This is a genomic window from Vibrio sp. V43_P6S15P86, from assembly GCF_009904725.1.
Classification (GTDB): domain Bacteria; phylum Pseudomonadota; class Gammaproteobacteria; order Enterobacterales; family Vibrionaceae; genus Vibrio; species Vibrio diabolicus.
Window position 1 is genome coordinate 1 of the sequence record NZ_WXWT01000334.1, and the last position, 21179, is coordinate 21179.

23 protein-coding genes and 1 pseudogene are annotated in these 21179 nt (G+C 46.4%); 1 reads left to right on the forward strand and 23 read right to left on the reverse strand.

Features of this window, described 5'->3' with window-relative positions:
• The first annotated feature begins 27 nt into the window (after positions 1-27).
• On the forward strand, positions 28-768 hold the full coding sequence (locus CAG69_RS14775) for an amino acid ABC transporter permease (protein ID WP_006742913.1): 741 nt from the start codon (positions 28-30) through the stop codon (positions 766-768).
• A gap of 81 nt (positions 769-849) precedes the next feature.
• Here CAG69_RS14775 and glmU read toward each other — a convergent pair whose 3' ends face one another.
• The 23 genes and pseudogenes from glmU to CAG69_RS14890 all read right to left on the reverse strand — a co-directional run bounded on the left by glmU (position 850) and on the right by CAG69_RS14890 (position 21084).
• Entirely contained in the window at positions 850-2211 is a 1362-nt protein-coding gene (gene glmU, locus CAG69_RS14780) for a bifunctional UDP-N-acetylglucosamine diphosphorylase/glucosamine-1-phosphate N-acetyltransferase GlmU (RefSeq protein ID WP_005394079.1), read from the reverse strand.
• A 149-nt stretch (positions 2212-2360) separates the two neighbouring features.
• Positions 2361-2783, reverse strand: a complete 423-nt coding sequence (locus tag CAG69_RS14785) for a F0F1 ATP synthase subunit epsilon (protein ID WP_005378937.1) — start codon at positions 2781-2783, stop codon at positions 2361-2363.
• A gap of 18 nt (positions 2784-2801) precedes the next feature.
• Entirely contained in the window at positions 2802-4205 is a 1404-nt protein-coding gene (gene atpD, locus CAG69_RS14790) for a F0F1 ATP synthase subunit beta (RefSeq protein WP_005383849.1), read from the reverse strand.
• A gap of 35 nt (positions 4206-4240) precedes the next feature.
• Positions 4241-5107, reverse strand: a complete 867-nt coding sequence (gene atpG, locus CAG69_RS14795) for a F0F1 ATP synthase subunit gamma (RefSeq protein WP_005394082.1) — start codon at positions 5105-5107, stop codon at positions 4241-4243.
• 44 nt (positions 5108-5151) lie between these two features.
• Positions 5152-6693: a F0F1 ATP synthase subunit alpha gene (gene atpA, locus CAG69_RS14800; protein WP_005394084.1), complete on the reverse strand. Its 1542-nt coding sequence runs from the start codon at positions 6691-6693 to the stop codon at positions 5152-5154.
• A 13-nt stretch (positions 6694-6706) separates the two neighbouring features.
• Complete coding sequence (atpH, locus tag CAG69_RS14805) at positions 6707-7240, reverse strand: F0F1 ATP synthase subunit delta (protein ID WP_005394085.1); 534 nt, start codon at positions 7238-7240, stop codon at positions 6707-6709.
• 14 nt (positions 7241-7254) lie between these two features.
• Entirely contained in the window at positions 7255-7725 is a 471-nt protein-coding gene (gene atpF, locus CAG69_RS14810) for a F0F1 ATP synthase subunit B (protein ID WP_031780375.1), read from the reverse strand.
• Positions 7726-7799: 74 nt separating this feature from the next.
• Positions 7800-8054, reverse strand: coding sequence for a F0F1 ATP synthase subunit C (gene atpE / locus CAG69_RS14815; RefSeq protein ID WP_002540812.1), 255 nt, complete (start codon positions 8052-8054; stop codon positions 7800-7802).
• Positions 8055-8111: 57 nt separating this feature from the next.
• Positions 8112-8924 (reverse strand): F0F1 ATP synthase subunit A, encoded by an 813-nt coding sequence (atpB, locus tag CAG69_RS14820; protein WP_005378922.1) that lies wholly within the window; start codon positions 8922-8924, stop codon positions 8112-8114.
• Between the two features lie 8 nt (positions 8925-8932).
• Positions 8933-9322, reverse strand: a complete 390-nt coding sequence (locus CAG69_RS14825) for a F0F1 ATP synthase subunit I (protein WP_005378921.1) — start codon at positions 9320-9322, stop codon at positions 8933-8935.
• Positions 9323-9511: 189 nt separating this feature from the next.
• A complete protein-coding gene (locus CAG69_RS14830; RefSeq protein ID WP_017821562.1) occupies positions 9512-10393 on the reverse strand; it encodes a ParB/RepB/Spo0J family partition protein in 882 nt (293 codons plus the stop codon).
• Between the two features lie 24 nt (positions 10394-10417).
• Positions 10418-11191 carry a ParA family protein gene (locus CAG69_RS14835; protein ID WP_005383838.1) on the reverse strand — a complete coding sequence of 258 codons (774 nt, stop codon included), beginning with the start codon at positions 11189-11191 and terminating at the stop codon, positions 10418-10420.
• Positions 11192-11201: 10 nt separating this feature from the next.
• The gene (gene rsmG / locus CAG69_RS14840) at positions 11202-11837 is read right to left on the reverse strand and encodes a 16S rRNA (guanine(527)-N(7))-methyltransferase RsmG (RefSeq protein ID WP_005394093.1); all 636 of its coding nucleotides are present in this window, start codon (positions 11835-11837) and stop codon (positions 11202-11204) included.
• Positions 11837-13732, reverse strand: a complete 1896-nt coding sequence (mnmG, locus tag CAG69_RS14845) for a tRNA uridine-5-carboxymethylaminomethyl(34) synthesis enzyme MnmG (RefSeq protein WP_047010278.1) — start codon at positions 13730-13732, stop codon at positions 11837-11839. The genes rsmG and mnmG overlap by 1 nt, the downstream gene beginning before the upstream one ends.
• Before the next feature lie 477 nt (positions 13733-14209).
• Positions 14210-14644, reverse strand: coding sequence for an FMN-binding protein MioC (mioC, locus tag CAG69_RS14850; RefSeq protein WP_005394096.1), 435 nt, complete (start codon positions 14642-14644; stop codon positions 14210-14212).
• A gap of 100 nt (positions 14645-14744) precedes the next feature.
• Entirely contained in the window at positions 14745-16106 is a 1362-nt protein-coding gene (gene mnmE / locus CAG69_RS14855; RefSeq protein WP_005383836.1) for a tRNA uridine-5-carboxymethylaminomethyl(34) synthesis GTPase MnmE, read from the reverse strand.
• 117 nt (positions 16107-16223) lie between these two features.
• A complete protein-coding gene (yidC, locus tag CAG69_RS14860; RefSeq protein WP_161444884.1) occupies positions 16224-17846 on the reverse strand; it encodes a membrane protein insertase YidC in 1623 nt (540 codons plus the stop codon).
• A 2-nt stretch (positions 17847-17848) separates the two neighbouring features.
• Positions 17849-18106, reverse strand: coding sequence for a membrane protein insertion efficiency factor YidD (gene yidD / locus CAG69_RS14865; RefSeq protein WP_005378822.1), 258 nt, complete (start codon positions 18104-18106; stop codon positions 17849-17851).
• On the reverse strand, positions 18073-18396 hold the full coding sequence (gene rnpA / locus CAG69_RS14870; RefSeq protein ID WP_005394102.1) for a ribonuclease P protein component: 324 nt from the start codon (positions 18394-18396) through the stop codon (positions 18073-18075). The genes yidD and rnpA overlap by 34 nt, the downstream gene beginning before the upstream one ends.
• Before the next feature lie 46 nt (positions 18397-18442).
• On the reverse strand, positions 18443-18577 hold the full coding sequence (rpmH, locus tag CAG69_RS14875) for a 50S ribosomal protein L34 (RefSeq protein WP_005378825.1): 135 nt from the start codon (positions 18575-18577) through the stop codon (positions 18443-18445).
• A gap of 242 nt (positions 18578-18819) precedes the next feature.
• Positions 18820-19557: an amino acid ABC transporter ATP-binding protein gene (locus CAG69_RS14880; protein ID WP_114324060.1), complete on the reverse strand. Its 738-nt coding sequence runs from the start codon at positions 19555-19557 to the stop codon at positions 18820-18822.
• A complete protein-coding gene (locus tag CAG69_RS14885) occupies positions 19554-20225 on the reverse strand; it encodes an amino acid ABC transporter permease (RefSeq protein ID WP_005378829.1) in 672 nt (223 codons plus the stop codon). Before CAG69_RS14885 ends, CAG69_RS14880 begins: the two co-directional genes overlap by 4 nt.
• Positions 20226-20339: 114 nt before the next feature.
• Positions 20340-21084: pseudogene (locus CAG69_RS14890) on the reverse strand (amino acid ABC transporter substrate-binding protein).
• Between the last annotated feature and the right edge of the window lie 95 nt (positions 21085-21179).

The window sequence follows — 21179 nt, forward strand, 5'->3', positions numbered from 1 at the left end:
GTTTTTTAGTTAATTCAGGGAGTAAATGTGACCTTTCGAACTCTATGGCTGATTTCGCTGCTGTTGCTCACAGGTTGCTCAGATTATCAATGGGGCTGGTATGTGCTCGATCCCTCCACGGAGCAAGGACTCACCAATCTGAAGTTTTTAATCGCCGGATTTAGTGACACCATCCAAGTATCACTCCTCAGTATGTTATTTGCGATGACATTAGGTTTAATCATCGCCCTACCGGCTCTGTCGAACTCTCCCTACTTGAAGTGGATCAACCGCATTTATGTCGAGGTAGTCCGTTCAGTGCCTGTTTTAGTCTTACTACTTTGGGTGTATTACGGCATGCCAACGCTGTTGGATGTCTCACTCAATCACTTTTGGGCGGGTGTTATTGCCCTGACCATTGCTGAGAGTGCGTTTATGGCGGAGGTGTTTCGCGGCGGAATCCAAGCCATCAGTCGTGGCCAGCATGAAGCGGCTGAATCTTTGGGCTTAAGCTATTGGCAAAAGATGCACTTGGTAATTCTTCCCCAAGCGTTTCGACAAATTCTCCCACCATTGGGAAATCAATTTGTGTATATCCTGAAGATGAGTTCTTTGGTTAGTGTGATTGGTTTGAGCGATCTCACTCGCCGTGCCAATGAGCTGGTGGTGAATGAGTACTTACCCCTAGAGATTTATACCTTCCTCGTTTTGGAGTACTTGTTGCTCATTCTATTCGTATCCCAAGCTGTTCGTTGGCTCGAAAAACGCATCGCCATTCCCAGTTACTAACGATGAAGCCTTTAGCTAGAAACAACAAAGCCGCTCTTGTTGAGCGGCTTTGACAATATAGCGACAGAGTGCAGGTACTGCTTATTTCTGTTTTACAGGGCGTTGCCAGCCATTAATTTTGCGCTCTTTGACGCGAGTAATCACTAACTCGCCTTCTTCAACATCTTTTGTCAGCGTCGTGCCTGCACCGATGGTTGCGCCATCAGCGATAGTGACAGGCGCCACCAACTGGCTATCAGAACCAACAAATACATCATTACCGATGATGGTTTTAAACTTGTTCGCACCATCGTAGTTACAAGTAATCGTACCGGCACCGATGTTCGTACGTTGACCGATTTCAGCATCACCAAGGTAAGTTAGATGGTTCGCTTTTGAGCCTTCTCCGATACGCGCATTTTTCACTTCTACGAAGTTACCCACATGGGAATCGTTACGCATCTCAGCACCAGGACGAAGGCGAGTAAATGGACCAACGGTACATTCTTCACCAACCGTTGCACCTTCAATAACACTGTAAGGGCGAACGATGGTATTGTCGTCGATTTCGCAATCCTTCAGTACACAGCCAGCACCGATAACCACGTTATCACCGAGTGATACTTTACCTTCGATGATAACATTCACGTCGATTTCACAGTCCATACCGCACTGCAACTCACCACGCAAATCAAAGCGTGCTGGGTCGCGTAGCATCACACCTTGCTCTAGTAGCTTCTGAGCTTGCATTGATTGGAAGGCACGCTCTAGACGAGCCAGTTGAGCACGGTCGTTGACCCCTTCCACCTCAATGGCATTGACTGGGTGTACAGCTTCAACGGCGCGACCTTCATCGTGTGCGGCTGCAATAACGTCAGTTAGGTAGTACTCGCCTTGCGCGTTGTTGTTGTTTAAGCCAGACAACCAACGCTTAAGATCCCCACCAGTCGCAACCATCACGCCCGTGTTGATCTCTTTAATTTGTTTTTGTTCTTCCGTTGCGTCTTTTTGCTCAACAATCGCAACAACTGGACCATTTTTACGAATAATACGACCATAACCTGTTGGGTTATCAAGCATCACTGTAAGCAGTGCAATACCACCAGTTGGTTGAGCATCCAACAAGTTCTCGATGGTTTCAGCTGAGATTAATGGCACATCACCATAAAGCACGAGGATTTTCTCATCGTCTTCGAAGCGAGGAGATGCTTGGTCAACTGCATGGCCAGTTCCCAACTGATCCGCTTGCAGCACCCAGTTTACTGGCTCTTCAGCAAGAGTGGTTTGCATTTGATCACCACCGTGACCAAATACTAAGTGAATATTTTGTGCACCAAGACCAGTACATGTATCAATCACATGTTTTGCCATTGGCTTCCCTGCCAAAGTGTGTAGCACTTTAGGCATGTTCGAATGCATACGGGTACCTTTACCCGCAGCAAGAATCACAGCACTGAATTTCATTGATAACCTATTGACGTTTTATGTTAATTGGCCGTTATTTTAAACAGCTCTTTTAAAATAGTTAATGGAGTAAGGTAAATTTCCAACTAAAATTAATCAAAAAGGCGACCATTTGGCCGCCTTTTGTCATGCAACGTTGCTAATTGAGCTTAGCGACGCTTTTTTGTCAGCTCGATAACTCGTAGCTGAGCAATGGCTTTAGCCAGTTCACTGGCCGCTTGTGCGAAGTCCATGTCACCATGCTGATTCTGGATTTGCTCCTCAGCTCGGCGCTTGGCTTCTTCTGCCTTCGCTGCGTCTAGCTCTTCACCACGGATAGCGGTATCAGCCAGTACAGTCGCTGTACCAGGCTGAATCTCTACCATACCACCAGAAACATAAATGATTTCTTCGTGGCCGTGCTGTTTCACAATACGCACCATACCAGGCTTGATAGCGGTCAGCAGCGGTGTGTGACCATGGAAAATACCAAGTTCACCTTCGCTACCGGTCACCTGAAACGTTTCAACACGACCAGAGAAGATTTTCTTCTCAGCGCTTACTACGTCTAGGTGAAAGGTTATTGCTGCCATATCGCCTCCTAGTTAGCCTTATAGCTTCTTCGCATTCTCAATAGCATCGTCGATGCTACCGCAGTACATGAATGCCTGCTCAGGAATGTCGTCGTATTCACCAGCTAGTAGACCTTTAAAGCCACGTAGAGTCTCTTTTAGAGGTACGTAAATACCAGGGTCACCTGTAAATACTTCTGCTACGTGGTAAGGCTGAGTTAGGAAACGCTCAATCTTACGTGCACGAGATACAACTTGCTTATCTTCTTCAGATAGCTCGTCCATACCTAGGATAGCAATGATGTCTTTCAGCTCTTTGTAGCGCTGAAGTGTCTGCTGAACGCCACGAGCAACTTCGTAGTGATCTTGACCAACTACTAGTGGATCAAGCATGCGAGATGTTGAATCTAGTGGGTCGATCGCAGGGTATAGACCCATTGCAGCGATGTTACGGTTAAGTACAACCGTCGCATCCAAGTGCGCGAACGTTGTCGCTGGAGACGGGTCAGTCAAGTCATCCGCAGGTACGTATACCGCCTGTACAGACGTGATAGAACCTGATTTCGTTGACGTGATACGCTCCTGAAGTACACCCATCTCTTCTGCAAGAGTTGGCTGGTAACCTACCGCAGAAGGCATACGACCTAGCAGTGCCGATACCTCTGTACCTGCAAGTGTGTAACGGTAGATGTTATCAATGAACAGTAGTACGTCACGACCTTCGTCACGGAAACGTTCTGCCATTGTTAGACCAGTCAGTGCAACACGTAGACGGTTACCTGGTGGCTCGTTCATCTGACCGTAAACCATCGCTACTTTCGATTCTTCAGGCTTCTCAACGTTTACAACGCCCGCTTCCTGCATCTCGTAGTAGAAATCGTTACCTTCACGAGTACGCTCACCAACACCCGCAAATACGGATAGACCTGAGTGCTGTAGTGCGATGTTGTTGATAAGTTCCATCATGTTAACGGTCTTACCTACACCAGCACCACCGAACAGACCGATTTTACCACCCTTAGCGAATGGACAAATTAGGTCGATTACTTTAACGCCCGTTTCTAGAAGTGCGATCTCGTTTGATTGTTCTTCGTAGCTTGGTGCGCTGCGGTGGATAGAGTAAACCTCTTCCGCGCCCACTTCACCACGCTCATCAATCGCGTCACCTAGGACGTTCATGATACGACCTAGAGTTTTAGTACCGACTGGTACTGAAATTGGAGCGCCAGTGTTAACCACTTCAACTCCACGACGTAAACCATCAGAGCTACCCATTACGATACAACGAACTACGCCACCGCCTAGCTGTTGTTGAACTTCAAGAACTAGACGCTCTTTTGAGTCCGTTACGTTTAGAGCGTCATATACACTAGGTACATTGCTCTGTGGGAACTCTACGTCGACTACCGCACCGATGATCTGTACGATCTTACCTGTAGCCATCGTTAATCCTCTAAACTATTTCGTTTTACCTAAGCTTAAACCGCAGCTGCACCACCAACGATTTCCGATAGTTCTTGTGTGATCGCAGCCTGACGGGCTTTGTTGTACACAAGTTCCAAATCGTCAATCAAGTTGGTTGCGTTATCCGTTGCAGCCTTCATCGCAATCATTCGAGCCGCTTGTTCACAAGCAAGGTTCTCAACCACACCTTGGTATACCTGAGACTCTACGTAACGCACTAGTAGCGTATCCAGTAGAGGTTTTGGCTCAGGCTCATAGATGTAGTCCCATGAGTGCTCACGCTGCATCTCTTCGCTGTCCGATTTAGGCAAAGGTAGTAATTGATCGATCGTTGGTTGCTGAACCATAGTATTCACAAACTTGTTGAATACTACGTATAGACGGTCCAGTTCACCTTCATCGTATTTCTTCAGCATTACGCCAACAGAACCGATTAGGTCTTCTAAGCTTGGGTTATCACCCAGGCCAGAAACCTGTGCCGCAACTTTTGCGCCACCATGTTTAAAGAAAGCTGTTGCTTTTGAGCCAACAACGGCAAGCTCAATCTCAGCACCTTTCTCTCTCCATGCTTGCATGTCTGTAACGGCTTTTTTGAACACGTTAATGTTCAAACCACCACACAGACCACGGTCTGTCGAAACGATGATGTAACCAACACGTTTAGCTTCACGCTCTTCTAGGTACGGATGACGGTACTCTAGGTTTGCGTTAGCCACATGACCGATCACTTTACGCATTGTTTCAGCGTATGGACGAGAAGCTTCCATTGCATCTTGAGAACGACGCATTTTTGAAGCTGCTACCATTTCCATCGCTTTCGTAATTTTCTGCGTGCTTTTAACACTACCGATTTTATTACGTATCTCTTTTGCGCCGGCCATCGTTACTCTCCGTTAGTTGGTGGCAGAAACTGCCACCGACCTAATTACCAAGTTTGGGTTGCTTTGAAGTCGTCAGTCAGTTTCTTCAACTGAGCTTCGATTTCATCGTTGTAAGCGCCAGACTTGTCGATCTCAGCTGCTAGTTCAGCGTATTGACCGCGAGCGTACGATAGTAGAGCCGCCTCGAAATCTAGAACTTTGTTAAGTTCTACATCATCAAGGTAACCGCGCTCTGCCGCGAAGATAGTTAGAGCTTGGTCAAATACAGACATTGGAGCGTACTGCTTCTGCTTCATTAGTTCTGTTACTTTTTGACCATGGTCTAGCTGTTTCTTCGTTGCTTCATCAAGGTCAGAAGAGAACTGAGCAAATGCAGCTAGTTCGCGGTATGCAGCTAGTGCTGTACGGATACCACCTGATAGTTTCTTGATGATTTTCGTCTGAGCTGAACCACCTACACGAGATACTGAGATACCTGGGTCAACCGCTGGACGAACACCGGCGTTGAATAGCTCAGTTTGTAGGAAGATCTGACCATCGGTAATCGAGATTACGTTAGTCGGTACGAATGCTGAAACGTCACCTGCTTGAGTTTCGATGATAGGAAGAGCAGTCAATGAACCAGTCTTACCTTTCACTTCACCGTTAGTGAAACGTTCTACGTACTCTTCGTTTACACGAGCTGCACGCTCTAGTAGACGCGAGTGTAAGTAGAATACGTCACCTGGGAATGCCTCACGGCCTGGTGGACGTTTAAGTAGTAGAGAGATCTGACGGTAAGCTACCGCTTGCTTAGATAGGTCATCGTAAACAATCAGTGCGTCTTCACCGCGATCGCGGAAGTATTCACCCATCGCACAACCTGCGTATGGCGCTAGGTATTGCAGCGCTGCAGATTCAGAAGCTGATGCAACTACAACGATAGTGTTTTGTAGTGCGCCGTGCTCTTCTAGTTTGCGAACTACGTTAGCGATAGTCGATGCTTTCTGACCAATTGCTACGTAGATAGAGAAAATACCAGAGTCTTTCTGGTTGATGATCGCATCGATCGCCAGTGCTGTTTTACCAATCTGACGGTCACCGATAATAAGCTCACGCTGACCACGACCGATTGGGATCATTGAGTCAACTGACTTATAACCAGTTTGCACAGGTTGGTCTACCGATTTACGGTCGATTACACCTGGTGCGATCACTTCTACAGGCGAAGTCATTTTCGCTTCGATTGGACCTTTACCATCGATAGGCTCACCCAGCGTGTTTACTACGCGGCCTAGTAGTTCTGGACCAACTGGCACTTCAAGAATGCGGCCAGTACCTGTAACTTTCATGCCTTCCTTAAGGTCAGCATATGGGCCCATTACAACCGCACCAACCGAGTCACGCTCAAGGTTAAGTGCCAGTGCATAACGGCCACCCGGTAATTCAATCATTTCACCTTGCATCACGTCCGCTAGGCCGTGGATGCGGATGATACCATCGCTTACCGATACGATAGTACCCTCGTTGCGAGCTTCACTAACAACTTCGAAAGATTCGATACGTTGTTTGATTAGATCGCTAATTTCCGTGGAATTAAGTTGCATGCTCCAATCCCCATTAAGACTGCAATGCATCGCTCAGGCGGTTCAAACGACCACGCGCTGAGTCATCGATGACTAGGTCTCCGGCTCGAATAATAACCCCACCAAGTAGGGTCTCATCTACACTGCAATTCAGCTTCACTTTGCGTTCAAGACGCTTTTCAAGTTTGCTGCCAATGTTTGCAAGTTGCTCATCAGAAAGTTCTGTCGCTGAAATGACTTCAACATCGATTTCTTTCTCATGCTCTTTCTTCAGAGTGTAAAACTCTGTGCAAACATCAGGAAGGGCCGCTAAACGACCATTCTCAGCCATCACCTTCAAAAGGTTTTGACCGTGCGTATCAACTTGTTCGCCGCAAACTGCAACAAAAATCTCTGCCATTTTATCAGCAGAAACCGAACCGGTTAGAAGTTCGTTCATTTGTTCGTTTTTGGCCACTTCAGCAGCAAAAGATAACATTTGGCCCCATTGGTCCAACTGGTCTTTCTCTAAAGCAAAGTCGAAGGCTGCTTTAGCATAGGGGCGTGCGATAGTAGTCAAATCAGACATATGCGCCCCCAGACTTAAAGTTTTGCAGTAATGTTGTCGAGAATATCTTTTTGCGCATCTTTATCGATAGAACGCTCAAGGATTTTCTCAGCACCAGCTACAGCCAGAGTAGCAACTTGTTTGCGCAGGTCATCGCGCGCACGATTGCGTTCAGCTTCAAGTTCTGCTTCTGCTTGCGCTAGGATTTTCTGGCGTTCTGCCTGAGCTTCCTCGCGAGCTTCATCAAGAATTTGAGACTTGCGCTTGTTCGCTTGTTCGATGATCTCAGTTGCTGTGCGCTTCGCTTCTTTCAATTGATCAGAAGCGTTGGCTTGTGCTAGATCCAAGTCTTTCGCAGCACGTTCTGCTGCTTGAAGGCCATCAGCAATTTTCTTCTGACGCTCTTCGATCGCTTTCATCAATGGTGGCCATACATACTTCATGCAGAACCACACAAATAGTGCAAACGAGATTGCTTGACCTAGCAGAGTTGCGTTTATGTTCACAACAGCTACCCCTCTATTTGGACTTAGTGTTAATCAGTGACAAGCGCTAATCGCTCGTCCCGAGTTAAAGGTGATTAACCTAGTTGACCAACGAATGGGTTTGCGAAAGTGAATAGTAGCGCGATTACGATACCGATCATTGGAACCGCATCAAGTAGACCCGCGATGATGAACATCTTAACTTGTAGCATAGGAGCCATTTCTGGTTGACGTGCAGCACCTTCTAGGAATTTACCACCTAGCAGTGCGAAACCAATCGCTGTACCAAGAGAAGCAAGACCGACGATAATACCTACGGCGATTGCAGAAAAGCTCAGTAAAGTTTCCATTACTATCTCCAATTTATAGTTGTTGGCTTAGTGCCCAAATAAAAAGCTTTAAAAAAATTAATGATCAGGATCTTCGTGTGCCATTGACAGGTAAACAATTGTCAACATCATGAATACGAAGGCTTGAATCGTAATAACCAAGATATGGAAGATTGCCCACGGTAGTGAACCCATCCATTGTAAGTACCATGGTAGCATTGCCGCACAAAGAATGAATACAACCTCACCCGCGAACATGTTACCGAATAGACGCATACCAAGTGATAGAGGTTTCGCCAGTAGCGATACCACTTCAATCAGTAGGTTAAACGGAATCATAAGTGGGTGATTGAATGGATGTAGTGCAAGTTCTTTTGCGAATCCACCTAGACCTTTCACTTTGATGCTGTAGTAAATCATCAATGCAAAAACGCCTAGAGCCATAGCCATGGTGATATTCACATCAGCAGACGGTACAACCTTAAGGTAAGGGATACCTAGCCAATGTTCTGCTGGGTACGGTAAGAAGTCGATAGGAACTAAGTCCATCACGTTCATCAAAAATACCCAACAAAAGATAGTCAGTGCTAAAGGCGCGATCAGTGGGTTGCGTCCATGGAACGTGTCTTTGACGTTATCGGCGACAAATTCAACGATCATTTCTACAGCACACTGAAGCTTACCCGGTACACCCGCTGTTGTTCTCTTCGCTACTTTGTAAAAAATTCCGAGGAAGATTAAACCAGTAAACCAAGAAAAAAACAGGCTATCGATATGTACGTTCCAGAAACTTGTCTCCGACCCTACTAAACCCAACTTATACAGCGATAGGTTAGAAAGGTGGTGGGCAATGTAACCGGACGATGTTAGCGCTTCACCTGGCGCAGCCATAACTCATCCTATTTTTTGTTGTTAATGAATAGCACTGGTGCACAGATATTAATACCTAGTACCAGCAAATAGGTTAGTTTGAGGGGAACAAGTTCCACCTGCATATACATGTAGGCAACATAGAACAGTGCAACCGTGATGAGAATTTTCAGTACTTCACCCGTATAGAAGGAAGCCGCGATGCGCTTGGCAGCGCGAGCCCCACTAAACATGAAAGCACACAGCGCGAATACTGCATTGGCAACAACAAAAATGCCTCCGCCAATCAGCGCTGAAAATCCCCAGTCAGGATTTATGGCTACCGCCATTCCTGCTGCCACAAAAATAACCGCGCCAGACTGGATCATTAACAATTGCCTTGCGAGCTCTCGTCCTGGTCTAGCTAACGCAGCTACCATGTATTCGTACCTCTAGTAATATCCACTTCGCACTAAACTCTCTGTGCTGGGAAATTGGCGAAAATTATACGTTCAGTTCAACGTAAAGCAATTCGATTGCATCAAAAACTTACAGTTTTGTTTACAAAACGACAACTTTCGCACAAAATTCGATTAATTAGATTAATTGACCTAAATCAATTATCTCATCTAGGCCTCAAGCTTGGCAATTAGTTGGTCCAATTTGTGAGGCTCATCAAGACTTATCGTCAATTTCGCTTTTCCGTTTGCAGAACGGGTAAGAGAAACTTTTGCATCAAGCAGCTGACTCAATTTATGCGACATTTGCTCGGCTTCGGTATCCTCTTGTTGCCCTTTTTGCTCATTTTGTGGGGCTAAGCACTTTTTTACTAACTGTTCGGTTTGACGAACAGTCATTTGCTTCTTAGCCACTTGTTGAGCTACTTCGACTTGCTGTTCGCCTTCTAACGCTAACAGAGCTCGAGCATGACCCATTTCCAATTTTTTATCTGCAACCAGACCTTTTACATCAACTTCCAACTGATTCAGACGTAATAGGTTACTCACCGTCGTTCTTGATTTACCAATCACATCGGCCACTTGCTGATGTGTCAGCGTGAATTCATCTTGTAGACGTTCAAGCGCTTGGGCTTCCTCAATCACATTCAAGTCTTCACGTTGAATGTTCTCAATCAGCGCCATCGCAATCGCCGCGCGGTCTTCGACTTTCTTCACCAAACACGGCACGCGTTTTAAACCAGCCTGCCTTGCCGCACGCCAGCGGCGCTCACCTGCGATGATCTCAAACTGACCACTTTCAACCTGGCGAACCACGATTGGCTGAATAATGCCTTGTGACTGAATCGAAGCCGCTAATTCTTCTAGCGCTTCAGGCGCCATATCTTTACGCGGTTGGTATACGCCCGGTTGCAATTGACCAATCGCTAAGTCGGTTAACTCACCGTCTGCCGATAATTCTTGGCTATGCGATGCAATATGCTGTTTTTCACGAGCAAACGAACTGGTCGACAATAACGCATCCAGTCCTTTTCCGAGACCACGCTTAGACATGGGATTGAATTCCTTAGGTTAGAGTTAAACTGGGATTTCTTCGCGGCGGAGCATTTCGCCCGCTAGAGCAAGATACGCTTTGGCCCCTGCAGAGTACTTATCGTAGTACATCGCTGGTTTACCGTGACTTGGCGCTTCGGCCAAACGCACATTACGCGGAATGACGGTACGGTAAACTTTATTGCCAAAGTGTTTTTTAAGTTGATCGGACACTTCATTCGATAGGCGGTTGCGCGGGTCGTACATAGTACGCAGTAAACCTTCGATTTTGAGGTTTTCATTAACCACAGCCGCTAACTTGCTGATTGTGTCCATAAGAGCAGTTAAACCTTCTAACGCAAAGTATTCACATTGCATCGGCACCAGCACAGAATCAGCTGCCGCCATCGCATTGATTGTAAGAAGGTTTAGAGAAGGAGGACAATCAATAAAGATGAAATCATAGTTATCGCGAACTGACGACAATGCATTTTTTAAACGCACTTCGCGAGCGAACACTTCCATCAATTTGATCTCTGCCGCGGTTACGTCACCGTTCGCCGCGATCAAATCATACTTCCCTGTGGTTTGGGTACATACGACTTGATCGAACGGTGTATCTTCGACCAAAAGATCGTATGCGGTGGCATCGACCATATACTTATCCACGCCACTGGCCATCGTAGCATTGCCTTGCGGGTCGAGATCGATCACCAAAACCTTGCGCTTTGTTGCCGCCATCGAAGCCGCTAAGTTAATGCACGTTGTTGTTTTGCCGACCCCACCTTTCTGGTTGGCGATTGCTACAATTTTACCCACGATTACCTCGCTAATTTTCCTTGCGCGATAAGATTACTAGATGACGATCACCTTCCAACTCAGGAACAGCTAAAGATATGATCTCTGTCACACTGCACCATTCAGGAAGCTGATCCATTTCATCTTTAGGGTGCTGTCCTTTCAGCGCTAGAAACACCCCATGCTCTTGTTTCGGCAAATGGTGGCACCATTCCACCATGTCTGTCATTGAAGCAAAAGCTCGACTCAAAACGCCATCAAATTTTTCTTCAGGTTGGAATTCTTCGACGCGACTTTGAATTGGTGTCACGTTTTTCAGCCCTAATGTGTGCACGACTTGCTTGATAAAACGGATGCGTTTGCCAAGACTGTCGAGCAAGAAGAAGGTCTTCTCAGGGTTCATGATTGCCAAAGGTATGCCCGGTAAGCCCGGACCAGTACCAACATCAATAAAGCGCTCACCGGGCAGGTGTGTGCTCACCACGATGCTATCAAGAATATGTTTCACTAACATATCAAGCGGATCGCGCACCGACGTTAAGTTGTACGCTTTGTTCCACTTGTCGAGCAGTTCGACGTAACCGACCAATTGCTCTCTTTGTTGCTCTGACACTTCTAAATCGGTTTTCGCGATCAGTGAATCCAGCTTTGTTCGCAATGCGCTCATTATTCTTCCTCACCTTTCTTCAGCAAACCATGCTTTTTCAAGTGAACAAGAAGAATAGAAATTGCAGCAGGCGTAATACCAGAAATGCGCGATGCAATACCGATGCTCTCTGGTTTGGCTTCACTCAGTTTAGCAACGACTTCGTTTGATAAACCTTTTACATCGCGGTAATCCAAATCAGCAGGTAACTTGGTATTTTCGTGACGTAGTGATTTTTCGATCTCTTCCTGCTGACGCTTGATGTAACCATCGTATTTTACTTGAATTTCAACTTGCTCAGCCGCTTGCTGATCTTCAAGTGCAGGAGCAAACGCTTCAAGTTGCGTCAGTTGCGAATAAGTGATCTCAGGACGACGCAGAAGATCCTCACCACTCGCTTCACGTGCCATTGGTGTTTTCAGCAGCTTGTTCAGCTCATCCACGCCTTCTGACTTCGGATTCATCCACGTTGATTTCAAACGTTGACGTTCCGTTTCCATGTTATTGAGTTTCTCGTTAAAGCGAGCCCAACGAACATCGTCAATCAAGCCTAACTCGCGTGCTTTTTCCGTTAAACGTAAATCGGCGTTATCTTCACGTAGCAACAAGCGATATTCCGCACGAGAAGTGAACATGCGGTACGGTTCTTTGGTACCCATGGTCGATAAATCATCAATCAATACGCCCATGTAAGCTTGGTCACGACGTGGGCTCCAGCCTTCTTTGTCTTGGCTGTACAAGCTTGCGTTTAGACCGGCCATCAAGCCTTGCGCTGCGGCTTCTTCGTAACCAGTCGTACCATTAATCTGACCAGCAAAGAACAGACCATGAATAAACTTGGTTTCGTACGTTTGCTTCAAATCACGTGGATCGAAGAAATCGTATTCAATCGCATAACCAGGACGAACGATATGCGCATTTTCAAAGCCTTTCATTGAGCGAACGATTTGTACTTGCACATCAAATGGCAAGCTAGTCGAGATACCGTTAGGGTATAGCTCGTGCGTCGTTAAACCTTCTGGCTCAATGAAGATTTGGTGGCTATTTTTATCCGCAAAACGCATCACTTTGTCTTCAATCGACGGGCAGTAACGCGGACCAATGCCTTCAATCACACCCGCGTACATCGGACTGCGATCCAAGTTGCTACGGATCACATCGTGCGTTTGCTCATTGGTGTGCGTAATAAAACATGGGATCTGACGCGGGTGTTGTTCGCGTTTACCCATGAATGAAAATACAGGGGTAGGGTTATCACCGTGCTGAGCTTCAAGCACTGAAAAATCAACGGTGCGAGCATCAATGCGCGGTGGGGTACCCGTTTTTAAACGATCCACACGGAATGGCAGTTCACGTAATCGATCCGCTAATGCGATCGACGGTGGATCTCCTGCACGTCCGCCTGAAGAGCTCTCCATGCCAATGTGGATCTTACCACCAAGAAACGTACCTACCGTTAGTACGACGGCTTTCGCATGGAAGCGAAGTCCCATTTGAGTCACCACGCCAACCGCGCGGTCTTGCTCAACAATCAGATCATCCACTGACTGCTGGAACAGCGTTAAGTTAGGTGCATTTTCTAATGCGTTACGGACGTACGCTTTGTACAGAGCACGATCCGCTTGAGCTCGAGTCGCTCGAACTGCAGGACCTTTGGAGGCATTTAGTGTACGGAATTGAATACCTGCATGGTCGATGGCTTCAGCCATCAAACCGCCCATAGCATCCACTTCTTTTACTAAGTGACCTTTACCAATACCACCAATCGCCGGGTTACAAGACATCTGGCCTAATGTATCGATGTTATGGGTAAGGAGAAGCGTTTTTTGTCCTGTGCGTGCAGATGCGAGCGCGGCTTCCGTTCCTGCGTGTCCGCCACCGACAACAATGACGTCAAAGTTTTCGTGATAAAGCATGAACTGACCTCAGGTATTCAAAGGGATTTAATGGACAGATAAAGGAGCCGTATTTTACCTGCTTTATGCCACAGAGAAAAACGTTTTCTCGTTTTATCCGTTTTAAGCTTCAAGATAAATATATATAAGATCTATATATATGATCTTTTATTAGATCTACTATTAGGATCGACCGTTTCTGTGGATAAGCTAAAAATGATCAACAAGATCATGGATCTTCTTTGGATCATATCTTGTGATCATGATTGGATCAGATCGAGGATTACCTGGGATCAAAAGTGGCAGTTATACACAGGGGGTGAAATTGATCAAAGTTGTTATTGGGATAACTAAAGGAAAATCACTGGATCTTATCGTAGTTATCCACAGCTCGTTTGATTGGTTTTTGAGCAGTTAAACAAAATAATTTGACGGGAGTTATTCACATTGGGGAAAACAGAGCCGAATTTCGACTCTGTTGAAGGGAAAGCGGAGAGCTTAAAAGCGTTCGATATTCTCTTTTAACCATGCCTCAGCGGCGTCTTCGGGTACTGCATGGCTCAGTACATCAATCTTAAGACAATCAGCGAGCGGTGTGGCACCAATGTCCTCTAGTAAATCATAAGCGTGTTGACCAGCGGCGCAGAACGTATCATAGCTTGAATCACCAATCGCAATCACTGCGAACTTTACGTCGGTCATTTTCGGCGGGGTATTTTGTAATGCCGCGATAAAAGGTTGAATATTATCAGGGTACTCACCAGCCCCATGGGTTGAGGTGATCACCAACCACGTTCCTTGATTTTCGATCTCATCAAGAGATGGCTGATTGTGGATCGTTGTTTCAAATCCATTCTCGTTGAGTAGATCACTCAGGTGATCCCCTACGTATTCTGCGCCACCTAGCGTGCTGCCTGTAATAATGTGGATCATACTTCTTCCTTATTGAATGCGACGGCTAAAGCTCATGGATGGCTTGCCGTACAAAAAGAAACGCGGTGTGAGTTAAGCTCAGCACCGCGCGTTCGATTATTTACTTACCGATACAGAATGAAGAGAAGATTCGGCCCAGTAAGTCGTCAGAACTGAACTCGCCGGTAATCTCGTTGAGATGCTGCTGGGTGATGCGCAGCTCTTCTGCCAGTATCTCGCCAGCCATATAGCCTTCAAGCTGTTCCTGGCCTATTTGAAGGTGCTGTGCGGCGCGTTCCAACGCATCGAGGTGACGGCGACGAGCCATAAACCCACCTTCACTGTTGCCAGAGAAGCCCATACACTCCTTGAGATGATCGCGCAGAGCTTCAACCCCTGCACCAGTCTTCGCTGACAAACGGATCAGGGTAGGGTTATTGACGTGGCAGATCCCCATATCTTCACCCGTTTGATCCGCTTTATTACGGATCACAGTTATGCCAATGTTGTCTGGTAGGCGATCCACAAAATCTGGCCAGATATCTTTCGGATCGGTGGCATCGGTTGTGGTGCCATCCACCATGAACAACACGCGGTCTGCTTGAGCTATTTCATCCCACGCGCGCTCGATACCGATTTTCTCGACTTCGTCGGAGGCATCACGCAGACCTGCCGTATCAATGATGTGCAGTGGCATGCCATCAATGTGGATATGCTCACGCAGGACGTCACGCGTGGTACCTGCGATGTCGGTTACGATTGCAGACTCTTTGCCTGATAGCGCGTTCAGTAGGCTTGATTTGCCCGCATTTGGACGACCAGCAATCACGACTTTCATCCCTTCACGCATAATAGCGCCTTGGTTGGCTTCTTTGCGCACCGCATCTAGGTTGTCGATGATGGCTTGTAGGTCACCAGCCACTTTGCCGTCGGCCAGAAAGTCGATCTCTTCTTCTGGGAAGTCGATGGCTGCCTCAACATAGATACGCAAATGAATCAGCGACTCAACTAAGGTATTAATGCGCCCTGAAAAGGCGCCCTGTAAGGATTGCAGCGCCGATTTTGCTGCTTCTTCAGAACTGGCATCAATGAGGTCTGCAATTGCTTCTGCTTGAGCGAGGTCGAGTTTATCGTTCAGGAACGCGCGTTCAGAGAACTCACCAGGGCGAGCTGCTCGAATACCATCAATACCTAGAATGCGTTTTATCAGCATATCCATCACGACGGGGCCGCCATGGCCTTGCAGCTCAAGTACGTCTTCACCTGTAAATGAGTGCGGGTTAGGGAAGTACAGTGCGATGCCCTGATCAAGCACAGTGCCATCTTCTGACTTAAACGGCAGGTACTCTGCGTAGCGGGGCTTTAGTGTTTTGCCAGTGACTTCTAACGCCACTTGGTTGGCTTTAGGGCCTGATACTCGAATAATACCGACACCGCCACGACCAGGCGCGGTCGCTTGAGCGACAATCGTATCTGTAGTCATAAATTTGCCTTTTGAGCTGGGCTCAAATTGAGCCATAACTTTAGTTAGCTGAATTGTAATCAGCCAAAAACAAAAAGGCGACCTTTTGGCCGCCTTTCTCAATCATTTCCTAAAAGGTTACTTGCTGTGTAAGCCTTTTTTCTCTAACCCTTTGTAGATAAGAGTTTGCTGGATAAGCGTTACGATGTTCGACACCAACCAGTACAGAACGAGACCTGATGGGAAGAACAAGAAGAAGAAGGTAAACATAACCGGCATAAAGGTCATGATCTTCTGCTGCATTGGATCCGTTACCGTTGTCGGGCTCATCTTCTGGATTAGGAACATAGACGCACCCATCAATAGCGGCAGGATGTAGTAAGGGTCCTGCGCTGAAAGGTCATGAATCCAACCGAAGAATGGAGAGTGACGTAGCTCAACCGATTCCATTAGTGCCCAGTAAAGCGCGATGAAGATAGGCATCTGTAGGATAAGAGGTAAACAGCCACCTAGTGGGTTCACTTTCTCTTTCTTGTACAGTTCCATCATTTCTTGGCTCATACGTTGGCGGTCATCACCGATACGCTCACGCATTGCTTGCAGCTTAGGCTGAAGCATACGCATTTTCGCCATAGACGTGTATTGCGCTTTTGTTAGTGGGTACATTGCACCACGAACGATGAAGGTCAGACAGATGATTGCCACACCCCAGTTACCAACAAAGCTCTGGATGAATGAAAGCAACATATGAAGAGGCTTCGCAATGAACCATAACCAGCCGTAGTCCACTACTAGGTCTAGGTTAGGTGCCACTTCTGCCATTTCATCTTGCAGTTTTGGACCAACCCAAAGTGTTGCTTCAAATTTAGCCTGCTCGCCTGTTGCGATAGTTTTGTTCGGCATACGAACGCCGATATCGCCTAGGTTGCCAATTACACGAGTGTATAGGTTAGTACCTGGTTCGTTACGTGGGATCCAAGCTGCGGCAAAGTAGTGCTGAATCATTGCTGCCCAACCTTGGCCATCGGCTAGGTTAAGAGACAGGTTGCGATCCTGCATATCATCAAAGCTGTACTTCTTGTAACGCGTATCTTCTGTTGAGTATGCGCCACCACGGTAAGTAGGCATTGTGATGCTACCACCATCGTCCATTAGGTTTTGACGTAGGTGAGCGTACATACCAAATGTTGCGTTGTTGCCTGAGTTGTTCACTACATCGTATTCAACATTAAGCGCGTAGCTGCCGCGTTTAAAGATGTAAGTTTTGGTGTATTCGATACCGTTTGCAGTGAATGTCATCGGAACGCGAAGTTCATCTTGACCGTCAGCCATTGTGAAGCTGTCTGCACTTACGTTGTAGTGAGGGCGATTTGTGCTGCTCAAGTCGATACCTTGAGGGCCAACTAGACCGCTTTGAGCGATAAATTGGTGACCTTGAGCGTCTTTAAGCAGAACAAAGGAATCTGATGAATCTAACTCAGCAGAGTATTCGTTAAGGTTGGCATGTACCACATCGCCACCAACGGTGTCGATCGACAGAGTTAAAACATCAGTCGTTACTGTGATAGTTTTTGCAGAAGCTTGCTGTTGACCAGGAACTGGGTCAAGTTCATCAGCAAAAGATGGTGCAGGTAGAGTGCTGCTTGATTGAGCCTGTTCAACTGCTTGAGGTTCTGGATTCTTTGCAACTTGCCATTGTTGAAACAGCAAAAAAGAAACCAGGGCCAAACCGATGAGCAGGATATTACGTTGAGAATCCATCGTTAGTTATCTCTGTCTTGTTTTTGGACTGGTGGAACGGGGTCATACCCCCCTTCATTCAAAGGGTGGCATTTTAATAGACGTTTGCCTGATAACCAACATCCTTTTACAAAACCGTGAGCTCTCAAAGCTTCTAGCGCGTAAGTGGAACAGGTTGGTGTGAACCGGCAACGAGGACCAATCAAAGGGCTGATAAACCAGCGATACAGATAAACGAGCCCAATGGCTATCCACGTGAAGGGCGAGACAGGCGTTGCCATAGCTTATCAAACAACTTAAAAATTTCCTCATTGCTTAAATCTTGCGCGCTTTTCTTCGCAATCACAACAAAATCTTTGTTTGGAAGCTGATGTTGATTGTTACGAAAGCTTTCACGAGCCAAACGCTTAAATCGGTTACGACCGACAGCCGTTTTGATTTGCTTTTTGGGAACCGCTAAACCTAATCGTGGGTGAGAAAGTTTGTTATTGCGAGCAATGATGGTGAAATGAGGCGAGCCAGCTCGATGAGCTTGCTGGAAGACGTTTTGATAATGCTCGGGAGTTAACAAACGTAACTCCCGATTAAACGCGTACGTGTTCAAAATAAACTAGCGATTATTTTGATAGGCGCGCACGGCCTTTTGCACGACGTGCGTTGATAACTTTACGACCGTTCTTAGTTGCCATGCGAGCACGGAAGCCGTGAGTACGCTTGCGCTTTAGAACTGTAGGTTGAAAAGTGCGTTTCATGATAATTACCTTTACTGATCAGTAGTTTTAGGTTCTTGTTAAACCCGGCGTGGGTATTTGCTTTCTTATATAAAGAAGCTCTTTATATAGAGAAGGACAACCGACGCCTCTCAACAAAGAGGCGGAATTGTAATCACACTCACATAATGTGTCAATGACTCAATGAGTACGAAATTCCGGCCGGGCGATTATACGTAGTGTGAGTAAAATCTCAAGGATCAATCGATCCTGATGCTTGATCGTTACTCTATTCCTACTTGGTTAAGGAATTTTTTCAAACGAGGATCTTGTGGATTATCGAAGATATCCTGTGGAGAACCTTGCTCAACGATATTGCCTTCCGCCATGAAGATCACTCTATCTGCGACTTCTTTCGCGAATTGCATCTCGTGCGTCACCACCAGCATGGTTTGATGCTGATTAGCTAACTTCTTCATTAATGAGAGAACTTCACCGACCCATTCAGGATCCAGCGCAGAAGTTGGTTCGTCAAACAACAGCAGTTCTGGTTGCAGCGCCATCGCTCGGCCGATACCCACACGTTGTTGTTGGCCGCCAGACAATGCAGCTGGATAACTATCGCCTTTATCCCCAAGGCCGATGTCATCCAGAATTTGTTGCGCTCGTTTGAGAGCATCGGCTTTTTTCCATCCTCGAACGGTCACTAGACCTTCGGCAATATTCTGGCGCGCATTCATATGGGCAAACAGGGCATAGTTTTGGAACACAAAGCCAGTTCGACGACGCAGCGCTAATACTTCGGCTTTTGTGTGTTTTTGAGTATCAACAGAGACGTCATCTATCGTGATACGGCCTTCATCTGCCTGTTCTAGAAAGTTCACCGTACGCAGCAAGGTTGATTTACCCGTACCACTTGAACCGATAATCACAATGATCTCACCTTGCTGAATATCGAGATCAATGCCTTTCAGCACTTCAGTCTCACCAAAACGTTTGTGAATATTTTCTAATTTGATCATCGTACGTACGCCTTATTCAGTTTTGCTTCTGCCCAGATTTGTACGCGAGTCAGAATCACCACCACGCCCCAGTAAATAAGTGCAACCGCAAGGAAAGCTTCAAAGAAACGGAAGCTTGATGAGGCTTCCATCTGTGCTTTGGCCATGATTTCAGCCACACCAAGCGTAAAGGCGAGAGACGTTGACTTGATCATATCGATGAAATAGTTCATCAGTGAAGGCAGCGCTACGCGGGTTGCTTGAGGCAAAATGACGCGGCGCATCGCCTGGGATGTCGTCATACCCACCGATAAGCTGGCTTCCATTTGACTACGATCAATACCAATAATGGCGGCACGAATGCTCTCCGCCATATAAGCGGCAAAGTGCAGCGTTAAACCGATCACCGCTGCTGAGAAGGCATCAATACCCACCATTAATGGGAAAATTTGTGGTAAGCCGTAATAAAGCAGGAAAAGCTGAACTAAGAGAGGGGTGCCACGGAAGAAGCTGATGTACAGTTGGCTTAATTGATCCAGAACTGGCAGTTTAAATACGCGAATATTGGCTAAAATGACGGATAAAATCAGTGAAAACACCAATCCCCACGTCGCCATTTCCATGGTAGTGCCAAGATATTTCAGCAATATCGGCAGCAGTTCCAACATGTAATTAAAGTCAAATCCCATACGGCTTACCTAAAGGCTAGAGAAAAGAAAAGGTGGAAAACAAGTTCCACCTTTACGTAAGTTTATTTTAGTCCGAGAGTGATACCACTTTGCGGCCTAAAGTACAAAGAGTTCTTATTTCGTGATGTCAGCGCCAAACCACTTCACGGAAATTTTCTCTACTGTACCATCTGCGCGCATCTCAGCCAGTGCTTTGTTTACTTCTTCTTGCAGCTTACGACCTTTCTCGTTGTCCACGAAAGGCCATGCGTTTTGAATGGTCTCAAACGGTTCGCCTGCCAATTCCAAAGGAAGACCAGTTTTCTTAATCAGCTCTAACGCAGAAAGACGATCCATTACAAATGCATCTGCACGACCGAGCGCCACGTCATGTTCGATACCTGTGTCGTACGTTTTGATGTTGATATTGCCGTCTTTGTCGTATTGACGCAGCAGTTGCTCGAAGTTAGATCCTAGGTTCACAGCAACGGTTTTGCCCGCAAGATCGTCAACACCTTTGATGCTGTCGTTGCCTTTACGCACGGTAATTTGTGCGCCATCTACAACGTAAGGGTCAGCAAATAGGTATTTGGCTTTACGCTCATCAGTCATGGTGATTTGGTTGGAGATCGTATCGATACGACCGGTTTCTAAAAGACCAAATAAACCAGAGAAGTTGGCTGTTACGTATTCGATTTTGTAATCGTTACGTTTACCGATTTCATCCCACATGTCGACTTCAAAGCCTTGTAGCTTGTCTTGCTTTACAAAAGTAAACGGGAAGTAGCGACCTGACATACCAACTTTGACTTCAGTAGCGGCTTGTACGGTTGCTGCCGACAGTGCAATGGCTGCAACGGCACCTTATCCAGTTTTTCATAATACATCTCCATAATTTTATGGTTGGAAATACTACTGTTAGTTAGCTCAATTAAATAAATAACCAAGAGCAATAACCTAGACCTGTGAGTTATT